The following is a 19,247-nucleotide window of genomic DNA, read 5'->3' as shown; positions in this document are numbered from 1 at the left end:
GGGATCCCGGTGCAGATACGATGGCTCAAGGCCGTGCGGGCCCCTCTTGACGTCACAATCATGATCGTCTCGCACGGCCGTTTGCATGCTCAGACCGGGGTCTCAGCTACCGCGCACGACGTCGTTACGAAGCCAGCCGGGTCGACCGCAGCGAGAAGACTGCTGCGGTCAGGCAGGCCGCAGAGAGCCTGGTGACGAGCGACGACTGGTTTCCGGAACCCCAGGCGGCACTGAGCCCGCTGTATCCGCTGTACGCCAGGTACCGCGCCGACAGGAACGATCGCCTTCCTGACCAGCTGTCCCGGCACGCGCTGGTGCACAGCATCTCTCTCGGGCATCTCAATGTGGGGCACGCAATGGTCGCGATCATGCTGCTGGTCTCGTTGCTCCGGGAACTGGAAGAGCGGTACGCAGAGATCCGCCATGACATGGGCCACTTCGATGACGCCGAGGCGTAGCTCGAGGCAGCGGTGGTTGTGACACCTCACGAGCCGTGTGGCTCCGCGGAGAAGGAAGGGCTGACAGTGCGCGCGTCATCAGCGGGGCTCAGGAATGTGGCAGCTGGCTGCGACGCCGCCCCAACCGGGGAGAAGGGCGCGATCCTGCGCCGTGAACGGCTGTACCACTCCCACATCATCGAGTGGCGGGCTGCGCGGGACGCCGGTGCGATGGCCACCCTGGTCGACAAGCGCACCAGCGCGGCACGGCCGAAAAAAGCAGCGGAACTGGCGGAGTTGGAGCGCTTGCGGAAGAAAGTCGCCCGGCTGGAGAAGGAGGGCGCGCAGAAGGACGCCGCCCTGGAACTGCTGGGAAAAGCACACGCGCTCTTGGAACTGCTCTCCGAGAGCGCGGACTGACGCGCGAGGTCGAGCAGGTCGTCGACGAGCTGTTCGCGTGCTTGGAACGGGAGTTGACCACGACGGCTGCCTGCCGGCTCACCGGCCGCTCACGGGCGACGCACTACCGCCGGCTCAACCCGCCCGCGCCGAAGGAGCGGGCTCGCCGTCCCGCCCCGGCCTCGGCGCTGTCATCCGCCGAACGCGCGCGGGTGCTGGCACTGCTCGCTTTGTCGGCGGCTGACCGCGCGGGATGATCGCGGGATGAGCACTCGCCGGGTCGGCGGTCGAGACCCGCGCGTAGCCGATGAGCATGTGTCGGAATCTACCGGCAGCACCGTTCGCCGACGTTGATTTTCGACGCGAGTTCCCGACACTGTTCACCTGCCGGTTCGTGATCACGGGTCCGAGTGTCGGCAGACGGTCGTTGTCGACACCCGCGGTTGGTGTCCGTGGGTGCATGATCTCCGCATGGCATCGGCGGCGCCCCGTGCGAGGGGTGAGAGAAGTGCGACAGGTGCCTGTTGGCGGCTACGTTCCGCAGCTACCTCGAAGAGGGGACACCGATATGGAATGCACCGGGTTCGTTCCGACAGAAGACGACTACGGAGACGTCCTCTGTGATGCGTGCGGCCATTACGCCTGCGGGATGTGCACTGCGGTGCACGCGCTCCCGGGAGCGTCGCTGTGCCATGCCTGTGCCGAGGAAGTTGGCGGGGAGGAGCTGGCGGAGACACTGGAGGCTGCCGAGCAGTACCGGGCCGCGCTGGAGAACTTGGCGCGGCACCCGGAGGCCGGCCTGCTAGGCCCGGATGAGGAAGACGGAGCGCCGGACCCAGACGAGTGCTCGGAGAGCATGGCGATGGTCAACGGCGCGGTCGATGGAGCCCGCTGCGAGCTGTGCGGCGGGGCCGCCTGCACTCACTGTGAGGCGCACCTGGCGGCCCCGCATGCCGCCTGCGAGAAATGCGGGCGGCAGCTTCTCCACGTCGTCTCTCGCACGGGTGCGAGAAGTGCGATCAGTGCTATTCGCTGACCTGGCGGCGTACGTCGTCGAGGCGATCGAGGGCGACGGCGACCAGGGCGGCCATGAGGACGTGCTTGGGCTTACGGGTCGACCAGTGCAGGTCTTCAAGCGCGGCGGCCAGGCACTGGAACGCAACCGGAAGCTGGCCGACGAGAACCAACGACTCCGTCGCCAGTTGGCCCATGCGCTCGGCGAGCATCGGACTTCCACCGCGAGTGCGCCGACGCCTCCGCGCGCACGTCACCCTTCCCGTGCTGAACCCCTATTGGCAAGGTTGAGCATCACGGCCGGCGGGCCTGAACGAGGAGGAAGGGTGGTAGTCCCGCCCGCTGCGGCTGCTGAGCGGCAACCTCCGCGTTGGGGACAGGTCCGCTACTGACGTCTTCTCAACGGTGATCATTTCCAGATTTGGTTGAGGACGAGGGCGGCTCGGCCGATGTCGCCGATCCGGTTGGGGCTGATGGTGACGTGCTGCAGCGTGCGCCAGCGCTGCTTGAGCTCGGCGGCAGCGCGTTCTCCGAGCGCACGGATGCCCCTGATCAGGCTGTTCGTGGTTCGCGTGTCCGCGTGCCCAGGGCCTGCTCGGATTGGCCCTTCGGGCGGCGGACCGGGATGAGGATGCCGATCCCGGCCCCGATGTAGCCCCCTTGTCGGCCAGGGTCGGCAGCCCGTCGGCCGCGGTCTTGTACAGCGCGGGGAGTGCGGGGATGCGGGCGGCCGTGATGTCGGGGGACGCTGCCGGGTTCGACATCGGAGACCCACAGCGGGGTGCCGTCCGGGGCGGAGAGAAACGGCACGTTGCCGCCGTACGCCTTGTGCTTCTGGCTGAACCACAGGTCGTTAACTCCGCAAGGTACAGGAACCCAGCGGGGGCGAGCAGTTCAGCGACCACCGACGCCCAGCGGCTGAGGTCGGGAAGCCAGTTCAGCGCCCCGAAGCCGGTGTAGACGATGCCGAAGGTCTCCCCCTCGACCGCCGAGACCGCATTGCCCAGGAACCGTACGGTGCTGAGCTGCACGCCGTAGCCGAGCTGCGCCCTCGTACCGCGGCAGGCCATCGCCAGGCGCCGCACGTCGCGGTCCAGCAGGAAGTAGCCGGTCAGCTGCCCGTCGTCCGGTACGGCGGTGAAGGTGCGTAGGTGCGGCGCTGCCCGTCGGTCAGAAACGCCACCGCTGCCGGTCCTCCCCGCCTCTACTCCCCAGGCTGTGACGGTGCTCACCATAGGTCACATGATCGGCAGAGCGGGCGGCGGGTCGGCGCGGGCCAGGGCAGGCAGGGGCCCGGCCGCGGCATGTAAGGGGCGGGAACTCCCAGCGGCTACTGGACGTGTTGATGGGTACGGTGTGCGGTTGTCCGGTGCCGGGACGGTGGCGGGCGGCCGGTCCGCGGAGGCGAAAAAGGGGGTGGGGCATGCTGGTGGAGGCGCTGGCGGCGTTGGCGGCGGCGGGTGGTGGCGCGGTGGTCCAGGCTGCGGGGACCGATGCGTGGAACGGGCTGCGGCGCCGTGTCGGGGAGATCTTCGGCCGCAGCGGTGCCGCGCGGGCAGAAGCCGAGCTCGAACGCCTGGACCGCACCGCGCGGGTCCTGGCCCCGGGCGCTTCGGCGGAGACCGCCGCGGAGCGGCTGCGGCAGGAAGGCGTGTGGGCCGGGCGGTTCGAGGCCCTGTTGGAGGGTCTCGACGATGCCGCGCGGGAGCGTGCGGCCGGGGAACTGCGCGAACTGCTGGCGTTCGTTGCCGCTTCGGCCGGTGATACGGCCGTCGCGACGGGCAAGGCGGTGGCCCGCGACGGGGGCAGTGCGGTCACGGGTATCAAGAACACCGGCGGCGGCCGCCCGGGCCCGGCGCGGGCGGTGCACACCGGGGACGCGGAGGCCACCGGAGCGGGCTCCAGCGCCGTCAGTGGCATCGTCAACGAATGACCGCCCCGGCACCGCCGGAACTGATCAAGGAACTCGGGGGGACGGCATGACCCGATGGCCGTGGCGCAAGGACGGCGGGGACGGGGACGCCGCCGCGTCCGGGCAGGCGAGTGCGGGCAGCAGCGGCGGAGCACCGCTGGCCGCCGGCGGCATCCGGCAGACCGCGGCCCGAAGCACGGGGGGCACCTGGCAGGAGGTGTTCCACAGCGGGAACGCGACCGGCAGCGACGGCGCATTCGTCAACACCGGCATCTACAACTCCACCGTCAACCTGCCGCCCGAGGCGCTGCGGTCGCCCGCCGAGGTGGACGCCTTCGCGGGCCTGGACGACCTGCCCTACCGGCCCGGGCTCTTCGTGGGACGCGGCTGTGAACTCGACCGCCTCGACGCCGCCCTCGCCGCCCCCGGCGCGGCCCTGGTCCAGGCGGTGCACGGGCTGGGCGGGATCGGCAAGAGCACCCTGGCCGCCCACTGGGCCGCCACCCGCCCCCACGGCCGCGCCCCCATCCGGTGGATCACCGCAGACAGCCCCGCCGCGATCCGGCAGGGCCTGGCCGACCTCGCCACCGCCCTGCAACCCGTACTGGCCCAGGTCCTGCCGGACATGGCGCTCGCCGAATGGGGCCTGCAATGGCTGGCCAGCCACACCGGCTGGCTGATCGTCCTGGACAACGCCAACGACCCCGCCGACATCGCCCGCCTGATCGCCCGCGCCCCCTCCGGCCGTTTCCTGATCACCAGCCGGCTCGCCACCGCCTGGAGCGACGCCACCACGCTGGTCCGCCTCGACATCCTCGAACCCCCCGAGTCCCTCGCCCTGCTCACCCGCATCGCCACCGCCCACAGCCCCGGACGGGACCTGGACGGCGCCGCCGGACTGTGCGCCGAACTCGGCCACCTGCCCCTCGCGATCGAACAGGCCGCCGCCTACCTCGCACAGAACCCGCGCGCAAATCGAGTAGACGGCGGAACGGTAAGGTCGGCGTATGACGCAGCAGTCCGACGCAGGGAAGGCACCAAATCTCGAAGGAGTCCGCGCGCTGGTCACTGGAGGCACCAGCGGGCTTGGCTTCGCCATGAGCCGGGCGCTGGCCGACTGCGGCGCCCGAGTCGTCCTGACCGGTCGGACCGAGCAGCGCGTCCGGGACGCCTCCACTCGCATCGCGCGCGGGGATCGCGTGACCGGGCTCGTGATGGACGTCCGTGACGAGCAATCCGTCGGCGAAGGCGTCGATCATATGCTGTCGGCCCTCGGCGGCGTAGACGTACTGGTCAATAACGCCGGCATCGGCATGCGCACTGTCAACCCGGACTTCATGACCGACGCGAAGGCCTTCTGGCACGTCAGTCCGGACGGCTTCAGCGACCTGTTCGCCACCAACGTCCTCGGCTACTTTCTGGTCGCGCGTGCGGTCGTACCCCACATGCTCGACGTCGGGCACGGCAAGATCGTCAACATTTCGATCAACGAGACGACCATGAGGCGCAAGGGCTTCGCACCCTATGGGCCCTCACGCGCGGCAACCGACGCGCTCTCCCACATCATGGCCGACGACCTCGCTGGCACCGGCATCGATGTGAACCTGCTGCTTCCCGGTGGCGCCACCAAGACCGGCATGACGCCAGATCTGGCGCCGCGGGACATGCAAGCGACCTGGCTCGATCCGGCGATCATGGGCCCACCGATCTGCTGGCTCGCATCCCGTGCCTCCGATGGCATCACCGACCAGCGCATCGTCGCAAAGGACTTCACCGGCGGTCGACCTGTCTAGGCCCCGGAATGTCGCCGGACACCAGGGGACAACTGACCGGCCGGTAGGTAGCGTCGTCGGCCGCCGACAACGCCGCCTTGCGCCGCCCCTCGGCACGCGACGCCGCCCCGCCCATCCGCGCGGCCTCTAAGGACTCCTAACAGAACGAGCTTGCGGAATGACTGACCGTCAAGAGTTGTTCTTCCCGCGTTGGCACGGTCGATGTGGGGGTGTGCGGCGACCACTGGTGTGGGGAAGCGCAAGCCGTGGGAGATCGAGGACGGTCTGTGAGAGCGGATGGAGCCGCTGCTCCCGGTGGTGGAGCGGCGTTACCGCTACCCCGGACGCAAGCGGCTTGACCAGCGCAAGGTCATGTGTGGGATCTTGTTCGTGCTGTACACGGGGATCCGGTGGGAGTTCTTACCGCAGGAGCTCGGCTTCGGTTCCGGGATGACCTGCTGGCGGCGACTGCGGGACTGGAACGAGTCCGGCGTATGGCAGAAACTGCACGAACTCCTGCTCGCCGAACTGCGCGCCGGCGACGTGCTTGACTTGTCCCGCGCCTCTGTTGACGGCTCCCACCTGCGGGCATTGAAGAGCGGGGATGCCACCGGGCGCTCGCCGGTGGACCGTGGCAAGACGGGCAGCAAGCACCACGTCATCGTCGACGCCCACGGCATCCCGCTGGCTGCCACCGTGACCGGCGGCAACCGCAACGACGTCACCCAGCTCCTGCCCCTGATCCACGCCGTGCCGCCGATCCGCGGCAAGCGCGGACGGCCGCGTCGTCGCCCCGGCGTGCTCTACGCCGACCGGGGCTACGACCACGACATCTACCGCCGCCAGGTCCGCGAGCTGGGCATCCGCCCGCTCATCGCCCGCCGCGGCACCGAGCACGGCAGCGGCCTGGGCAAGAACCGCTGGGTCGTGGAAGCAGCCTTCGCCCTTCTGCACTGGTTCCGCCGACTGCGCATCCGCTGGGAGATCCGCGCCGACATCCACCAAGCCTTCCTCACCCTCGGCTGCGCGATCATCTGCTGGCGACGCCTGAAAGCCTCTTTTTGATCTGAGTCCTAAGCCGGGCCTGATGTTCACCGCCCCGGGCCCCACCTTCCGCGAGCTCGCCGTGCAGGCGCTGTCATCGGTCGAACGCGGCTACGACCTGCTCGCCCCAAAGTTCGACCACACCCCGTTCCGCACCCCGGACCGCGTGCTGGACTCCGTGACCCGGGCCCTGCGCCCCCTCGGCCCCTTCAGCTCCGGCCTCGACCTGTGCTGCGGCACCGGCGCCGGAATGGGCGTCCTGCGGGAGCTGTGCCGAGACCGGATCATCGGCGTCGACCGCAGCGCGGGCATGCTCGCCGTGGCCCGGGAGCGGGGTGAGCGGGATGCGCCGAACGCGGGGTGGGTGCGCGGCGACGCCCGCGCCCTGCCGTTCAGCCCGGCGTTCGATCTGGTCGTCAGCTTCGGCGCCTTCGGCCACTTCCTGCCTCGGGAGCAGCCTGGCCTCTTCGCCCAGGTCCACTCCGTGCTCCGGCCCGGCGGCCGGTTCGCCTTCCCGCTGCCTGCGCCTGCTCGGCCCGGGTCCAGGGGCTACTGGACGTTGCTGGGCTTCGACTCGGCCATGCGGGTGCGCAACGCCTTGTGGCGGCCCCCGTTCGTCATGTACTACCGCGCGGTCCGGCCCTCGGCCGTGACCGAAGGCACTGCGCCGGACGGGCTTCTCCGTCGAGCTGTACGCGCTGCCTGAGCTCGGCCGACTGCCTGACGGCAGCCCTCGCTGCCGCATGGTCATGGCCACCCGATAGCTGCCTTCCCCTACCTGCGTTCATGCTGGGCGGGAAGGGATCAGTGCGGTGGTGAGGGTGCGGAGGCGGTCGCGGACCTGGGCTGCGGCGGTGGGGCGGTGGTCGGGGTCTTTGGCGACACAATCACATCGTCGCAGGCCAGGCGACACCTTTCCCCGTCGAGGCATCAGATCGGGCTATACCGCTGAATACCCAGGGTTAAAGGTTCCTAGCGACCTGCTCCAGAGGGGGCCTCCAGCGGCCCTGCGGAGCCCCGAGATGTGTTCATGCGCACCGCGGTGGTTTTCTGCCCATTTGTCAGAACCAGTCCCTCCAGTCCCTGCCATTCTAGGGCGCCCTTCGTTGACCTGCAGCTTTGGTCAGTGACTGAAGACACGCGGCTCAGTCCCTGGCCGCCCCTGGTCAGCTGGACGCACACGGCATTCCGCGGTGTCGCGCCTGCCCGTGAGGTCTTCGCTGCAGTCAGGGTGTTCGGAGGACTTGTCCGGCCGATCTCGCTGGTCGTTGGGCACTTCAAGGAGCCCGCAGGCCACCGGGTCCCCGCTCGACGCTTCACTGGCTCCAGACCGCTTCACCGCCAGGTGGCGGGTGAGGGGAATTCAGTGCGGCGCCACAGCATTCAGCAGGCACGCGCGGTCCTCTGCACTGATCAGTCGAAGGGTCTCGTCGTCCAGCAGCATGCGCAGCACGGACGCGTGATCGGCGAACGCGGCCTTGCACTGTTCGCGTTCCGGGTGGTCGCCATCGTTGCCGAGTAGCAGCACCATGCGCTCGTTGTCCGCGTCGACAGGTTGAGAGAGATCCGCAGCGACGACCAAGAGGTCGACCAGGCCGGATCTCACCGCTATGTCAGGGTCTGCCGCGAGGCGGATCAGGAACGGCAAGGCAGTCGGCATCGCCACGCTCGCATGGAAGACGCTGTCCATCAAGACGTTGCCCAGCACGCGCAGGGCCTCGGGACCGGCGGCCTGATCGAGCAGACATTGAAACAGGACCGGGACCCCAGCAGGACACCCGGGGATCTGCGACCAGGCGACATCGGCGCACCCTACAAGCGCGGGGTGGTCGCATTCAGCTTGCCCTGCCTGCGGATATTCGCGCAGGAAGTGAGCGACGGCGGCCTCTTTGTCCGCCGCATCCACCACGCACATCCGTCTGCCCCCGTCTCACACGACATCGCCCCGATGAGCGTCCGTCCGATGGAACTCTTCCTGGGGCGGGGCGTCGAACGCAAGTACAAAGGCGAGCAGTTGAGACCTCAGGCGAGTCCACTCAACTCTCGACACGAGACCACCTAGAGCCAGCCACCGACATCGGGCCCCCAGCCTCTGGCCCTGCTCTCCACTCGACAGGTCGGCCGCAACGCGGTCGCCATTGCGCAACCCGGCCCGTCCGGCGAATCGCTGACGCGCGCCACTCGCGACGGCGGGTGTCCACGCCGACTCCGGGATCTGGAAGACGGCGGCGTGGATGACGTCGGTGATAGTCATGCCGACCGAGTACGACAGCCGTCGGCCGCAAAGATGCCCCCCTATCGGCCGGACCCAACCGACCCACGCGGGACAGGGCCGCGACCGACGCTGCCGGACAGTGGGCAGCTGGAGGCCCCGGCCCGCCGTCGCGCTGCGGCTCAGGCCGTGTTCCGGGCCTTTCCCGGCGCGCTGGCGGCCAGGTCGTTCAGAGCGGCGTTGACGATCGGCCAGCACATGTCGACGGTGTCGCTGTCGGGGGTGTGCCGGGTGCGCATCTCCAAGTGGGGGTGGACCAGGTTGCGGTAGTGGCGCACCAGCTGCGAGGCCATCTTCGCGTCGTGCTGAATCCAGCCGTTGTCGTGGGCAAAGTCGACGAGGTCCTGCAGGCCCATGTTCCGCAGGGGCTTGGACAGGCTGCGGGAGGCCGGCCGGGCCTCGGCGGCGTGCAGCAGGACACCTTCGAGGAGACTACCGAGCATGATCAGGGCGGAGATGTAGGCGCCCTGGGTGGTGCAGGTGCGGGCCTCGTCCAGGCGCAGCTGCACGGCGCGCGCCAGTTCCGGGTCCTTGACGACGTCCTCCACGGCGACCTTGAGCTCCACGCGGGGCGGGCGGGAGCCGATGTCGACGATCCTCTCCTGCTCGACCAGCTTCGGGCGGCCGTCGACGTAGTCGACACGCAGACCCTCCAGAGCCAGGATCTCGTTGAGCTGGTGCAGGGTAGCTTTGAACTCGCGCTCCTGTCCGCGGTACTCGCGGGGATCGGCCAGGCGCAGGACCGCGCGTGCGATGTCGTCCGTTGAGCGCTGCTGTCGGCGGCGCAGCAGGTCGAGGGTCCACTCCTGCCGGGGTGTGCCGTCGTGGTCGGGAACGCTGGGCCAGCCGGCGCGGGTGAAGAACTGCGGGAGCTCCCAGCCCCGGCGGTAGATCAGGGGACCATCGTCTCCGCAGATCAGGCGGGCGATCTCGGCCAGGGTGCTGTCATCGAGCGGTTCGCGCACGTCAGGCTCCTCGGGTGACGCCGGCAAGCACGTCGTCTGCTTCGTCGCCGGTCTCGTCGGTGTCGTCGGCGAGGGTGATGGGGGCCCAGGTGCTCTGCGCATCGGCGACGGACTCGATGCGGGCGCCGGGCTGGATGCCCAGGCTGCCCAGGCGCTGCCACAGCGGTTCCAGGGCGCGGTCGGGGTTGAGGGCGAACTCGCTGCTGCGTACACGCCAGAAGCGCCAGCCGGCCCGGCGCAGCTCACGCTCGCGCTCGTAGTCGTCCCGGATCTGCTGGCTGGTGGAGTGGTAGGGGCTGCCGTCGCACTCGACGGCCAGGCGGCCCTTCTCGCCGACGACGACCAGGTCGATGAGCTTGCCGTTGGCACGCCACTGCGGGACGACGTGGTAGCCGCGCTCGCGGATGCGCAGGAACACGCGCTGCTCGAAGAGCGACTGGAACGGATCCTGCCGGGTGTGGGGGGTGACGTCGGCGAGCTCGGGCGGGGTGTGCTGCAGGGCCGGCGTGGACTGCATATAGGTGAGCAGGTTGTGCCGCAGGTCGCTGCTGCTGAGCTGGTCGGTGGTGACGGAGGAGAACAGCCACATCTGGTCCCTGGCGCGGCTTGCGGCCACGTTCAGGCGCCGGCCGTCGCCGAGACTGGTCAGTGCCCGAGTGTGGTCCTGGTCGATGACCATCGACAACAGGATCACGTCGCGTTCGTCTCCCTGGAACTGCGCGGGGGTGCCCACGCGGATCTCGTGGCGCTCGCGGACCGGCGCATCGAGCTCGGTGTCGATCAGATCTTCGATGAGCCGTACCTGCGCGCCGCCGCTGCGCAGCACGACCACGCCGAAGGTCCGCTTGGCGTAGGCCGGGTCCGCGGTCAGCTCCTTGAGCGTTGCCACGATGCGCTCGGCTTCGGGCCGGTTGAAAAGGCGGTCGCCGAAGCCTTCACAGTGGCCGTTGGGGACGTGGACGACCTTGAGCGGGGTGAGGCGGTCGGCGCCGTACTGACGCAGGGGCTGCAGTTCGTAGTTGTAAAACTGTCCGGACGACCAGTGGATGATCTCCGGCATGCAGCGGAAGTGTTCGGTCAGACGGATGACCTGGCTGAAGGTCTGCGTCAGCAGGGCGTACAGGTTCGACTTCGGGCTGAATCCTTCGCGCTGCCAGTGCTCCATGTCCGGGAACAGCTCGTCGAAGCGCTGGTTGAGCCGGTCGTGCTTGCCGCCGGTGTAGGCCGGGGCGCACTGCTGGTCGTCGCCCACGATGACCACCCGCGGGGCGAGCCAGAGCAGCATCACGCCCTCCAGGCCCACCTGGCTGGCCTCGTCGACGATGACGACGTCGAAGGAGTCCCGCTCGGGAGCGATCAACTGCGCCACCTGCTTGACCGGCATGACCCAGGCAGGCACCGCGCCGCTGGCCACGCGCATCGCCGAGCGGGCTGCCTTGAGGTGGCGCCTGCTCAGCGCGGACGTGCCCTTGCCCGCGTTGCTCATCGCGGTCGCGTAGGCGCTCAGGGCCTGCCGCTGCGCCGCGCTCATCCGCAGCAGGCAGTGGCGCAGGGCGTGGGCTGCGGCCAGGTGCTTCACGGTGTCCTGCAGGTGCTCCTCAGCCTCGTCCAGGCGTGCTTCCAGCACCCCTTCCCGGCCGGGGACGAGCATCTGCTCGACGAAGGCCCGTGCGCGCCGCCAGGCCCAGGCGGCTTCAAGCGCCTCCAGGCGCGCCGCCCAAGCCGAATCGCTCGGAGTCTCCCCCAGCAGGCGCGCCAGCTGGGGGTGTTCCGCCTCCAAGCGCTCGAGCAGCTTGCGCGCCTCGCGGCGATCGGCCTCCCGGGTGTAGGCCCTTGTCAAGGCGGTCACCGCGTCCTGGTACGCCTGCGGGTCGCGGTCGGCCGCCGCGCGGTGGACGACCGCCAGCTCGGGCACACTGCGCGCGGTGGGTGCCGGAAGGGCCCGCGAGAGCTGCTCGAGGTCGCGCTGCGCCTGTTGAGCGGCGAGATGATCGAGTGCGTGCACGGTGGAGGCGCGGACGTCCTGCCACTCCTGGGGCTTCTGCACCGAGACCGGGATCCGAGCCTGCTCCAGGGCGGCGCGCACGGCTGCGGCCTGGTCTGCGAACGCCGTGATGGCGCCCAGCACCGCGATGCGGTCCAGAAGCTCCGACAGCACTGCCGCCACGGGACCGCCCGGAGCGGGGGCACCAACATCGGCCCAGCGGGCGCTCAACTGCTCCACGCTCAGCCGTGCCTGCAGGTGGGCGACGGCGGCCCCCACCTCGGCGGCGGTGCGGGGAGCACGCCCGTCGACCGTGCACCTCTCCAGAAGATCTTTGGCCTCCTTCTCCACAGCCGTCTTGAAGCGCTTGTGCAAAGGCTTGTTCTGGACGAGGTACTCCTGCAGGGCCTGGCCCGCGCACACCAGCCTGGAGGTCTCTGCCGCGCCCAGTCCTTCGGGCACGCCGACGTGTGCGAAGTTCAGGCCGAGCAGAGCCTGACGCGTCTGTTCGGCCTGGCGTGAGGCGTTGCGGATCTGATCCCACAGGAACGACCTCTTCCTCGCGAGCAGGTCGCTCAGTGCTGTGCTCTGCCAGCTGTCGGAATCCCATGCCCCAAGCGCCACCGACAGGCCCTGCCGCTGAAGCACCTGAACTGCCTGCTCCATGTGCTCACGCAGCACCCCGACCAGCTCCGGCCCGTGGCCTGCGATCTGGTCCGCCACAGAGTCGGCTCCTGCCTGAGCGCGGGCCTCCTCGGCGGCCTTCACGCGCGCGACCGCTGCCGCGAATTCCTCGGGTGTCGGCAGATCGTCCGGGTCCGGGCACCGCGCGGCTATATCGTCCAGCACACCCCGGCCGTGCCGCGCGACGATCGCGAGTATGCGTCGCGCCTCATCGGCCGTCACAGACGGGGCGTCGGGTGCTCCTGCCGGCAGCGCGGGGAGCCAGCCGAAGCGCTCCTCGTCCCCAGCGACCGCCTCGACGATCTCCGCCAGACGGCCCCGGTAGCCCGGCGCGACTTCTGGGTGCTCGTACCACTCGGCCTCCCGCAGGGCGCGAAGCTCGTCGCGCAGCCCGGCCGCCTCGTCCGACAGGCGGCGCCGCAGTGCGCTCAGGTCTTCGATGCTCTCGGCCAACTGCTGCGGCGACGTCGTCGACGCCCGGTTGGACAAGGCGCGCACGGAACGCTCCACGTCCTCGGCCCCGCCCGACCGGGCGTCGGTCTGCAGCACGCACAGCTCGCGCAACTCATCGGGAAGTTGGTCGCGCAGCACGCGCAACGCCTGGTCCTTCTCGCTTGTGACCAGGACCCGCTTGCCGTCAGCCAGCAGGGCGCACACCAGGTTGGCGATCGTGTGCGTCTTGCCGGTTCCCGGCGGTCCCTGCACCACAACGCCGGTGTCCTGCTGCAGCCGGTGCAGGACACGGCGCTGGGCGGCGTTCGCGCGCAGAGGGAACAGCGGGTCGGGACCCAGGGCCGGCTGCACCGGACCGCCCCCTGCCGACGCCCACGCAAGCCGCTCGGGCGCCTCCAGGGGCTGCAGGAGCTGGGCCAGGCCGAGAGGGCTCACCGCTCCCGGACGGGACAGCTCGCGCGTGATCGCCTCGTAGAACCCGGTGATCGCGCTGCGGCCGCGTTCACGCAGCACCAGCGCCGGCGCGAGAAGCACCTGCAGGCCCGGCTCCGACGACCGCGTGCGCTCCGCCTGGTCCCATGCCGCGGTGAAGCGGACCGTTCGGCCTTCACCCATCGCCCGATCGCACCATTGGGCGAGGACGCCTTCGATCTCGGGTGACAGGGGGTGCAGGTCACCGCCCTCGACGCGGGTGCGTAGCGCGGCCAGCAGCTCAGAGCTGTATCCGTCCTCCTCATCGAGGAAGTCGCGGTCCTCCAGGCGCAGCGGCGCGTCCGGCACGAGAGCCACGGTGATCTCCACCGTGTCGGGCTTGACCGTGAAGACCACCGGTGCGGTGAGCAGGTGGCGCCGCACACGACCGTCGGGATGGTCCTGGCCGCCGCTCAGCAACCCCACCGCAAGGACGGCCTCGTAGACGTCGCCTTCCTCCTGCATGCGCCGGGCGATACGGCGCAGACGCCGGTGCAGCTTGCGGTGCGGATCGTTCGCGCGCTCGATGCTCGACCACTTCCCCCACAGGGGCAGCCATCGGGTATAGGCGGACAGTACCTCCGCGGCGTCCTCGCGCCGGATCCAGTCGACCTCGATCCACTCGCCGTTCTCGTCCTCGACCCAGCCCCGCCCGGGACCGGTCTCCGCCAGTTCGGGCTCCTGCGCCGTCGGCTGCGCCACCACCTCCGGAGAAAGCCAGCCCGTCAGCTCCTTCGGGATCTGCGGAGCCGGCCTGCGCGGCCGGTGGTCCACCTTCATGAGGATGCCGTCTGCCGTCGCCCGCGGGCGCGGCACACTGTCCGGCAGCCCCGACAGCCACAGGACGTCCTCCAACTGCCCGCAGTCGCGAACAGGCTTATGCGCAGTGCGGACGAAGGCCCGCAAGTACTCAATCAGGTTGCGCAGTTGAACGGTCGTAGCCGCGTCGTCCGCTTGAAGCCGCTGCTTAGCCACATGCCCCCCTTGATCATCGCGACTGAGCTGAACATTTCAGGATGGGGATGAACGACTCTCTCGGCAATAGGACGCATGTTCTACGCGTTCATTCCGGCCATGCACACGCCCGCTCATTCGGAATTTCAGGGCGCGTCCGCCTGCGCTGCCAAACGGTCTACCCGCAGTACGGCCGCACCGCCGGGCCGTCGCATCAACTTCGCGACGCCGTGCCGGGTCAGCGTCATACTCTGGCCGGAACACGTCAGCCCGCGTCTTCGTCCGCCATACCGACGCCGACGCCGACGCAGACACACCGGCCCGCATCCGCCACCGCACGTTGACCGGCGGCCAGGCCGACAAGTTCGCCGCCCTGGCCGCCGTCGGACTTGACGACGACGGTTGGCGCGAGGCGAACCTCTATGCGGTCAAAGCACTAGAGACCTGGTTGGAGGGGCGAGGCTGGTACGAAGAGGATGCCGTCGACGGAGACTTCGACATGGCCGTTTGGGCGGAGGCCTCTTCGCGGCTGTAACCGACTTCGCTTCACAGGCGGTTGAGGACTCGAATGCGGAGGAGCTGAAACGAGGCTCGCCCACACATGGCTCTCTTGATCGTTTTCACCCGGTTGGCGTGGCCTTCGACCCTGTCGGAGCTCCATTCGAGCACGAGACCGGCGGTGACGGCGTCGAGGTCCTGGCGAATGAAGCCGGCGAAGCCACGGTCCGCACGGCGGGGGCCTCTGCCCGCGGTACGCACCTCCCGTCGGTCCGTTACGTGACAAACTCGGTGCCGCGTTGTTGCGGTACGGGATCGTCAGGTAGCGAACTGGAGGGGGCGGCGATGGCACAGTGCCGGATCTGCGGCACCGAGATGAGTCAGGGTCGCGGCCGGGCCCGCCGCACCTGCTCGCCCGCCTGCCGGCAGGCCGCCCACCGCCGACGGCAGGCCGAGCAGGTCGCCGCACTCCGCGCCGCCGCAGCCCGACCCGCGCCCACCCTCGCCCCGCCAGTACCGGCCCCGGTGAAGCTTCCCGTCCCCGACGACAGCCCCGCCGGACAGATCCGGGCGGCCGGCGCACGGCTGCTCGCCGCCGTGGAGGCCGCGGCCTGGCGCGCCGCGCAGGACTGGGACACCGACACCAGCGGCGCCCTGCCCGGCCACCGCCGCACCACCCCCGAGGACACCGTCACCACCGTGCGGGCCCTCGCCGAACAGGCCGTCGCCTCCATCCTCGCCAGCGCCCCGAAAACGTCACGTAACGAACCGGCGCCCGTCGCTCACGCCGCTCCGGCTGTAGCTGTGCCCGCGCGCCCGGAGCCGACCGGCCCGGCCTCGCCCGGACCGTCACGTAACGAACCCGCCACCGAGCCGACCACCGCGCCGGAGGGCATCCCACCCCGGCCGCAAAAGCTCCCCCAAAACGAGGCCTTCGCCATCGCCGACGCCGCCACGCTGGTCCGCGACCCCGACCACCGGGACAACCACCGCTGGATCCTCCGCAGCGGCGACACCGTCCTCGGCCACGTGGAGCCGTCCTACGGCGGTATCTCCAGGTCTGGGCGCAACGGCTGGATCAGCCGCCTCGACGGCATCCCCGGCCCGCGCTGCAAGTCCCGGAACGGGGCAGCAATGGACCTCGCCTCACGCTGGTTCCGGGTTGTCACCTCCCCACCGAAACGCACCATTACCGGCGACTAGGCCGGCCCCCGAGGAGCAAGCGGATGCATCTGTCGGCGCACACCCGAACGTGCACAGCTCGGTACACCCGAAAGTGCACAGCCCGTGCGCGCCGCTTCGGGCTGGCGAGCGCCGGGGCCACCCGCGTCGTCAGGGTGCGGGACAGGCGCCCTTCGGTCCGGGCGTGCCCGTCCTGGACGAACAGCGGTCAGTTAGGGACCTGATCTACCAGACAGTCCCCAGTGCGGTGACCGCGTTGGTTCGCCGACTCGCACCGTCGGCCGCGCAACCCGGCGAATGTCCCACGCGTTTGGGGCGGGGCGCCCTCCCGAGTCACGGAGAGCGCCCCGGGCTCTAGGCTTACCAGCCGGCCTTCGCTGCAGCGCGCGTCAGCGGTCGTGGTGCCCGTCGTGGTGGTGGTCGTCCCAACGGTGGTCGTCCCGACCGTGGTGCTCGTCCCACCGGTGCTCGTGTCCACCGCGGTGGTCGTCCCATCGGCCGTGGTCGTCGTTCCATCGGCCGTGGTCATCGTCCCCACCCCGGTGCCAACCATCGTGGTCGTGTGAGGCGTACGCGGATACGCCCTGCGTGGTGGCGCTGGCAGCTCCAGCACCACCTAGCATCACGGCGATTGCCGCGCCGAGCGCGGTAGCAAAGCGGGTAACGCGCATAACAGTCTCCTGTCACAGCAGACGCACGAAGCGCCTGCACGGATTGGACAGGGCAACCGTCGCCCTCAGTCCTGCGCCGGAAGCCACGGCGCGCCCGTAAAGACACTCGATGTGCTGGAATGTGCCGGTCCACGGAACCGCGGTGTGTAGGCCATCCCGTGCGCGGCGAAACGACGAAGCCCGCCCTCTAGTGCAGGGCGCCGCAGGTCCTTTGCTGGTTGGGGTGGCCTGGCTCAATGGACGGTCCCGCCCTGCGCCCCGCACCTGACCTCGGAGCACTTGGGCGACATTCTCTCCGCCTGGGCCGAGAACTACGAGCTACGAGAGCCAGCTCGCCCAAATGCGGAAATAGAGGACCGCAGACAACGTGCGCCGCGGCGGACGGGCCTGGTGGCGGCGACCCCGACCGCGGGTGCGTTGGTGGCGCCGCCGGGTGGGTGTCGCCCCCCTGCAGGCTCTGTTCGACCTATTGCGGGGCCCGGGCGCGGACACCCGTAGTCAGTCCTCCCACGGTTCAGGTGGAAGGTCCAACGGTTCGAGGAGCTTGCCAGTCGGCTTCACGCGCCCCTCCGGCCAACGGATGACCATCTGATCGTCCCCACTGTCACGCGGAAGCCAGATCCACGGCTCAGCGGCTCCCGGCTCTAGATGGAGTACTACGCCGCGCTCACGGACCTCCCGCTCAAAGCCGAACGCCATACGGAACTGTCGGGGGCCGAGCATTGGGTCATCCAAGCGCCGCCGCAGGAAAGTGAAAAGCCTCTGTCCACGGCTCAAGCTCGTGTACAGATTGCGGCGATACTTGTCCGCCGGCCACACGGCCTCAATGATGGCAGTTGCCGCTTGCTTGTGCGGGTGCCTTTGGATGCCGAGTTGACCGAGCCTCCAATTGACAGCCTGAACGGTGACACCGAATTCCGCTGCGATCTCCTTGTCGGAACGGCCGGAGCGGTACAGTCTTAGCAGTTCTATATTGCCCGGCAGTGAAGTCATTTGGGCCGACCCATTCATGTCCAGTCCCCGAGCGCGGGGTGTGTAGCCGTAAGACATCGCACGGTACCTTCCCGGCTGTTCCGTCCTCAAGATTCGTAGCTGCCCTGTGCTCAAGTCAGTTGCACGGTGGCCCATTCGGCTCCACCGACCGCCCTGCTGGCGGGTGCAGCAAAAGACCCCCGCATCAAAGATGCGGGGGTGGGGCCTCGAACCATTGCTGGTTGGGCCCGGACGGGCAAGCCCGTCGGGATGGCACTTGCATGCACATCCGCTCCACACTTTACGGCACGCCTCTGCAGCACCTGGACTCGGCCGATGCCGCATCCCAGGATGCTGCCAACCAGGACCGGAGGAGTAGGCGACCATCAGCCACATGCTTCGTCCTCTCCGCCCCATCGTGGTGGTCCCGATCAGCCACGATCATGAGTTGCGGTGAGTCCGGTAAGCGAAGGGACTCTTCCGCGCAGCAGCCGCAGCGTCGCAACCCGCTGCGCAAACTGCACCTCGCTGAGGACAGAGACGAACGAGCTGCTGCGCAACACCGAGGGTAGTGCGAGCTAGGGGCTGAAGGGACTGACCTCCGGATTTCCGAGTCCCATACCCCCTCGCCAGGGCGGAGCCTGGCTCTGACAGGATTGGTCGCGTTTCTCACTGACAGGGTCGGCAGCCCTCCTCACCTCTCGGGAGACCTTCATGGCCAAGACCCTGGTGGGCGCTTCGGAGCCGCAGGAGCCCCGGCGCTCGCAGCCCAGCGATCCTCACGCGAACGTGCCGTGCTGGGCGCCATGCTCATGCATTCAGCGGTCTCGGCGCACTTCGTCACCATCCTGGAGGGCGGTGACTTTGCCGAGCCTGCCCACCGGGACCTCTTTTCAGCCGTCGTCGCCCTCCGCGACCGCGGGCAGCGCACCACCCCGGACACCGTGATCGGGGAACTACGCCGTCGGCGCAGCCCGCTCGGCGCCGAGACGGTCCACGCCGTCGCCTCCCACGCGCCCGTGGAAGCCGTCGCCCTTTACTATGCAGCGATCGTTCGCGACCTGGCCGCCCTGCACCGCAAGCCCAGCAGCGCCACCCTGGAGGGCATGGCTCCCATGCCGATGCGCGGATTCCTCATCGACGAGGATGACTGACCCGGGGGCTCCACCGCGGCGCTGAGCGCCTCGGTTCCTCCGCCCAGACGGATACGCGAACGAGCAGCACCTCCGGGGAGCCGACGGTCCCTCCGTGGGCACCGCCCAGCCGGCCATGCCCGGCCATCCCGCCTCGGTTCCCCCTGGCTGACACGAAGCACCGACTGGTCGAGTACGACCGGCGGCACCGCCGGACGAGGGCTGGGTCCCCAAACGGGCGTGCGAATCGGAGGCTCGGCGGCTCAGCGGGACTTCCCGTCCTTCACAGCCCGGTGTACAGCTGCCGCCAGCGGGCAGGTGGTGGAGAGGGACGAGTCTCCGGGGTCCGTCGGGACACGTGCGCAGACTTCACCTGCGAAAACGCGGCCATCGCCGTACTGGCGACGCCCGCCACTGCGGCGACGCTCTG

16 protein-coding genes and 1 pseudogene are annotated in these 19,247 nt (G+C 69.4%); 12 read left to right on the top strand and 5 right to left on the bottom strand.

Annotation, left to right across the window (positions count from 1 at the left end; genetic code table 11):
* The first annotated feature begins 191 nt into the window (after positions 1-191).
* From FCI23_RS10845 to FCI23_RS10835, 3 genes are all read left to right on the top strand, one after another.
* Complete coding sequence (locus tag FCI23_RS10845) at positions 192-458, top strand: hypothetical protein (protein WP_136723262.1); 267 nt, start codon at positions 192-194, stop codon at positions 456-458.
* A 66-nt stretch (positions 459-524) separates the two neighbouring features.
* Positions 525-857 (top strand): hypothetical protein, encoded by a 333-nt coding sequence (locus tag FCI23_RS10840; protein ID WP_136723261.1) that lies wholly within the window; start codon positions 525-527, stop codon positions 855-857.
* 53 nt (positions 858-910) lie between these two features.
* A complete protein-coding gene (locus FCI23_RS10835; RefSeq protein ID WP_136723260.1) occupies positions 911-1,093 on the top strand; it encodes a hypothetical protein in 183 nt (60 codons plus the stop codon).
* Positions 1,094-1,861: 768 nt separating this feature from the next.
* Here FCI23_RS10835 and FCI23_RS56300 read toward each other — a convergent pair.
* Entirely contained in the window at positions 1,862-2,062 is a 201-nt protein-coding gene (locus FCI23_RS56300; RefSeq protein ID WP_169316757.1) for a hypothetical protein, read from the bottom strand.
* Between the two features lie 1,211 nt (positions 2,063-3,273).
* Between FCI23_RS56300 and FCI23_RS10815 the strand changes: the two genes are divergently transcribed.
* The 5 genes and pseudogenes from FCI23_RS10815 to FCI23_RS10800 all read left to right on the top strand — a co-directional run bounded on the left by FCI23_RS10815 (position 3,274) and on the right by FCI23_RS10800 (position 7,342).
* The gene (locus tag FCI23_RS10815) at positions 3,274-3,783 is read left to right on the top strand and encodes a hypothetical protein (RefSeq protein WP_136723259.1); all 510 of its coding nucleotides are present in this window, start codon (positions 3,274-3,276) and stop codon (positions 3,781-3,783) included.
* Between the two features lie 46 nt (positions 3,784-3,829).
* Entirely contained in the window at positions 3,830-4,990 is a 1,161-nt protein-coding gene (locus FCI23_RS59425) for an NB-ARC domain-containing protein (RefSeq protein WP_246143627.1), read from the top strand.
* Entirely contained in the window at positions 4,872-5,555 is a 684-nt protein-coding gene (locus FCI23_RS10810; RefSeq protein WP_246143630.1) for an SDR family NAD(P)-dependent oxidoreductase, read from the top strand. The genes FCI23_RS59425 and FCI23_RS10810 overlap by 119 nt, the downstream gene beginning before the upstream one ends.
* A 276-nt stretch (positions 5,556-5,831) precedes the next feature.
* Complete coding sequence (locus FCI23_RS10805) at positions 5,832-6,599, top strand: IS5 family transposase (RefSeq protein ID WP_169316756.1); 768 nt, start codon at positions 5,832-5,834, stop codon at positions 6,597-6,599.
* Positions 6,600-6,621: 22 nt separating this feature from the next.
* Positions 6,622-7,342 (top strand): annotated as a pseudogene (locus FCI23_RS10800) (class I SAM-dependent methyltransferase).
* A 599-nt stretch (positions 7,343-7,941) separates the two neighbouring features.
* Here the strand turns inward: FCI23_RS10800 and FCI23_RS10795 are convergent.
* The 3 genes from FCI23_RS10795 to FCI23_RS10780 form a co-directional block, all read right to left on the bottom strand.
* Entirely contained in the window at positions 7,942-8,484 is a 543-nt protein-coding gene (locus FCI23_RS10795) for a hypothetical protein (RefSeq protein ID WP_407645944.1), read from the bottom strand.
* A gap of 488 nt (positions 8,485-8,972) precedes the next feature.
* Positions 8,973-9,815: a hypothetical protein gene (locus FCI23_RS10785; protein WP_136723255.1), complete on the bottom strand. Its 843-nt coding sequence runs from the start codon at positions 9,813-9,815 to the stop codon at positions 8,973-8,975.
* A 1-nt stretch (position 9,816) separates the two neighbouring features.
* Positions 9,817-14,382 carry an AAA domain-containing protein gene (locus FCI23_RS10780; protein WP_211265277.1) on the bottom strand — a complete coding sequence of 1,522 codons (4,566 nt, stop codon included), beginning with the start codon at positions 14,380-14,382 and terminating at the stop codon, positions 9,817-9,819.
* A 319-nt stretch (positions 14,383-14,701) separates the two neighbouring features.
* Between FCI23_RS10780 and FCI23_RS10775 the strand changes: the two genes are divergently transcribed.
* The 3 genes from FCI23_RS10775 to FCI23_RS56295 all read left to right on the top strand — a co-directional run bounded on the left by FCI23_RS10775 (position 14,702) and on the right by FCI23_RS56295 (position 16,607).
* Positions 14,702-14,896 carry a hypothetical protein gene (locus FCI23_RS10775; protein WP_136723254.1) on the top strand — a complete coding sequence of 65 codons (195 nt, stop codon included), beginning with the start codon at positions 14,702-14,704 and terminating at the stop codon, positions 14,894-14,896.
* A 308-nt stretch (positions 14,897-15,204) separates the two neighbouring features.
* Positions 15,205-16,062 carry a hypothetical protein gene (locus FCI23_RS10770; protein ID WP_136723253.1) on the top strand — a complete coding sequence of 286 codons (858 nt, stop codon included), beginning with the start codon at positions 15,205-15,207 and terminating at the stop codon, positions 16,060-16,062.
* A 389-nt stretch (positions 16,063-16,451) separates the two neighbouring features.
* Positions 16,452-16,607, top strand: a complete 156-nt coding sequence (locus FCI23_RS56295) for a hypothetical protein (protein ID WP_169316755.1) — start codon at positions 16,452-16,454, stop codon at positions 16,605-16,607.
* Between the two features lie 603 nt (positions 16,608-17,210).
* Here FCI23_RS56295 and FCI23_RS10765 read toward each other — a convergent pair.
* Positions 17,211-17,705: a hypothetical protein gene (locus FCI23_RS10765; protein ID WP_136723252.1), complete on the bottom strand. Its 495-nt coding sequence runs from the start codon at positions 17,703-17,705 to the stop codon at positions 17,211-17,213.
* Positions 17,706-18,340: 635 nt separating this feature from the next.
* On the opposite strand from FCI23_RS10765, the gene FCI23_RS10760 reads away from it, so the two are divergent.
* Positions 18,341-18,838, top strand: coding sequence for a DnaB-like helicase N-terminal domain-containing protein (locus tag FCI23_RS10760; RefSeq protein ID WP_322973817.1), 498 nt, complete (start codon positions 18,341-18,343; stop codon positions 18,836-18,838).
* Positions 18,839-19,247 lie beyond the last annotated feature (409 nt).

It is taken from the genome of Actinacidiphila oryziradicis (assembly GCF_005047355.1).
In the GTDB taxonomy this organism is placed as follows: domain Bacteria; phylum Actinomycetota; class Actinomycetes; order Streptomycetales; family Streptomycetaceae; genus Actinacidiphila; species Actinacidiphila oryziradicis.
Note: the sequence above shows the minus strand (reverse complement) of the source record. Positions and strands in the feature narration are given on the sequence as shown.

Excerpts from the sequence above, each read along its gene's own strand:
- FCI23_RS56300 (WP_169316757.1), bottom strand. The coding sequence starts at position 2,062 with ATGCTCGCCGAGCGCATGGGCCAACTGGCGACGGAGTCGTTGGTTCTC.
- FCI23_RS10815 (WP_136723259.1), top strand. The coding sequence starts at position 3,274 with ATGCTGGTGGAGGCGCTGGCGGCGTTGGCGGCGGCGGGTGGTGGCGCG.
- FCI23_RS59425 (WP_246143627.1), top strand. The coding sequence starts at position 3,830 with ATGACCCGATGGCCGTGGCGCAAGGACGGCGGGGACGGGGACGCCGCC.
- FCI23_RS10805 (WP_169316756.1), top strand. The coding sequence starts at position 5,832 with ATGGAGCCGCTGCTCCCGGTGGTGGAGCGGCGTTACCGCTACCCCGGA.
- FCI23_RS10770 (WP_136723253.1), top strand. The coding sequence starts at position 15,205 with ATGGCACAGTGCCGGATCTGCGGCACCGAGATGAGTCAGGGTCGCGGC.
- FCI23_RS10765 (WP_136723252.1), bottom strand. The coding sequence starts at position 17,705 with ATGACTTCACTGCCGGGCAATATAGAACTGCTAAGACTGTACCGCTCC.